Below are 2,553 nucleotides of genomic sequence, written 5' to 3'. Positions count from 1 at the left end.
TGGGCAGAACCCCGGATTCCCGGATAAAAATAGAGTAACAAAAGTCTTAAAATCAGGCAGGAGAGGGGGAGGCGCAGTAAATAAAAAATAAAAAATATTTATATCGTTATATATATTCAACAATTTTTTTACCTTTGCAGCATCAAAAAACAAGGCCCCGTAGCATAACTGAATAGTGCATCTGACTACGGATCAGAAGGTTGAGGGTTTGAATCCCCCCGGGGTCACGAAGCCGCTGGATTTCCAGCGGCTTTTTTAATGGAAGAGGGTTGACAGGATTACAGGATTAACAGGATTAATACGAATCAGATAAGACCGGATTACGGGATGAACAGGATAAAATCAAATCCATCCTGAGGGTTTAATAGACTATACGTTTTATAAGTAAACCATTGTTCCCAATTGCATAACCAATTTTTGAAGAGGTAAATATTATTTTGTTTAAAAAATAATTGGAGGAAGTGCCGGTATATTCCTCTTTCCAAGTTTTCCCACCATCAGATGTGGAGATTATTTTACTTTTCAGATATGATCCGCACATAAAGCCGTGTTGTTCATCGGCAAAATAACATTGAAATGGAACAATATTGAAATCTTCGTAGATTTTATTGTTAATACTTGTCCCGGTATTACCACCGTCTGTTGTTTTTAATAATTCTGCCCCTGTTTGGGTGGTTTCAACTACATTCCCTTCGTGAAGATCTATAACAATATACCCGATATTGGCCGAAATAAAAGACATACCAATTATACTCCTGGTTTTCTTAAATAATGGCTGCCATGTATTGCCACCATCAGTAGTCTTTACCATAATTCCAGAGTTATAGTTATCAAAACTTTTACCGCCGGATGCATATCCTGTTATATGATCAACAAACTGAATAAATTAACAACCAACATATGATACAGTATCATACTTTATTTGGAATGAATTTCCTCCATCAATTGTTTTGAAGATGGAAAATCCTGATACACCTATACCTGTTGAATTATTAAAAAAATACATGAGCCCTCCCTTAAAATTTCCTAAGGTTTGCCAGTTATTTCCTCCATTATATGATCTATAATTACCGGCAAATATTTTTAAATGGCTAAAACAATAAAAATTGGAGAACCCACTTGAACTTAGTGTATCAAAACAATTCTGCTTCCAGGTTTTACCGGCATCATCACTTTCGAAGCCACAAGTTTTTTTGTAAGTATGGTCAAATCTGCTTAAAAGCATGATGGTATCATTAGGCAGGATAAAAATATCATTCAAATCCCCTGTATAATTAAGGTCTATCGTTTCCCACTTCACTTGGGACATATTATCTTTTTGGCATGAAATAACTGTTAATAACAATGTTATTTAAAAACTACTGATAATAATTTTTTCATTATTTTATTGTTTTTTAACAGGTTCAATTGTTAGAAAATTTACAAAAAAATTATATGGAAATTTGAATTTAATTTCAATTCCACACTGGTTCAATTGGTTGAATCAAGACCTCATGATTATGAATCATGCACTCCGACTATTTTAAATGATTAAAGGATAGATTGTTACGGGAAATGGTTTTTTTAATGATTTTGGTTTTGAAATTAAAATATCGTAATTTTATTGATTATAAATATCGTTTCTTTTTAAATTTTCCCTGCCTTATTTGAAGTCGATGTTGATTCACAGAATTGTGGCAATCATAGTGTATTTCTGTTTTTATTAAAAAATATTTTCCCTTTTCCCTTTCTTGATTTTTGTGATTTTAATCGAGGAAAGATGCCAATTTCACCCTTTTTAAATTTAACAAGCATGGTGTGATATTTTATCAATTTTAAATTCACATTTTATGAAAGCAAAACTATTCTTCGTTGTCCTTTGTATGACAATATCCCCAATGGTATGGGCCCAAATCAATTTACTTGTTAATCCGGGTGCAGAAAACGATTTTGAGGGTTGGTCCATGAGGGATACTTTGTATCAAGGCGGTTATCCTTCCCCTTCATACTGGAGTGTTTATACTGATGAAAAAAGTTGCCACAGAGGTACAAAATATTGGGCGTCCTCCTATGGAAAATCTACCCTTGTTCAAACTATTGACCTGTTGAAATTGGGTTATTCCACTCGAAGTTTGGATGATGTGAATCCAGACTATCCGGGCTATACAATCTTTGCCGGTGTTTATTTCTGCAATACGGGAACAATGACCATTAAATTGGAATTGTGTGATGAAAATGATCATGTTAAATCGACGCGGTATGTATGCAATAATGAGATTATCCCCTACAGGGTTGGTTGGACTCTTAGATCGGCCTTTATTAGAGACATTGGAACGGGGATACGAAAAATAAAATTTTATCTGATTTGTTCGGGGGAGTTGACCGGTAAAGGACTTCCCGGGCCTTGTTTTGATGATGCTTTTGTTTGTTTAGTAGGCAATAACTATGTTGCTGCCGCCGAAAGTGCTTTAAACCTCAAGCCTTACGTGGGCAGTAATGACACTATTGATGTTTTTTCAAATTTGGACTGGATTTCTGTTGTCATACCTTCCTGGTTATCCTTTACTCCTGAAT

General features: G+C 34.7%; 3 protein-coding genes and 1 tRNA gene. 2 read left to right on the top strand and 2 right to left on the bottom strand.

The window, feature by feature from the left end:
* Positions 1 to 153 precede the first annotated feature (153 nt).
* A tRNA-Arg gene (locus Q8907_16065) sits at positions 154 to 227 on the top strand.
* A gap of 134 nt (positions 228 to 361) precedes the next feature.
* Here Q8907_16065 and Q8907_16060 read toward each other — a convergent pair.
* Both Q8907_16060 and Q8907_16055 read right to left on the bottom strand, forming a co-directional pair.
* Positions 362 to 811, bottom strand: a complete 450-nt coding sequence (locus Q8907_16060) for a YCF48-related protein (GenBank protein ID MDP4275783.1) — start codon at positions 809 to 811, stop codon at positions 362 to 364.
* 75 nt (positions 812 to 886) lie between these two features.
* A complete protein-coding gene (locus tag Q8907_16055) occupies positions 887 to 1,300 on the bottom strand; it encodes a hypothetical protein (GenBank protein ID MDP4275782.1) in 414 nt (137 codons plus the stop codon).
* A 529-nt stretch (positions 1,301 to 1,829) separates the two neighbouring features.
* On the opposite strand from Q8907_16055, the gene Q8907_16050 reads away from it, so the two are divergent.
* The coding region (locus tag Q8907_16050) for a hypothetical protein (protein MDP4275781.1) at positions 1,830 to 2,553 on the top strand (724 nt) is incomplete at its 3' end.

The organism is Bacteroidota bacterium (genome assembly GCA_030706565.1).
Lineage (GTDB): Bacteria > Bacteroidota > Bacteroidia > Bacteroidales > JAUZOH01 > JAUZOH01.
The sequence above is the reverse complement of the archived record's forward strand: the minus strand, read 5'-3'. Positions and strand labels throughout refer to the sequence as shown.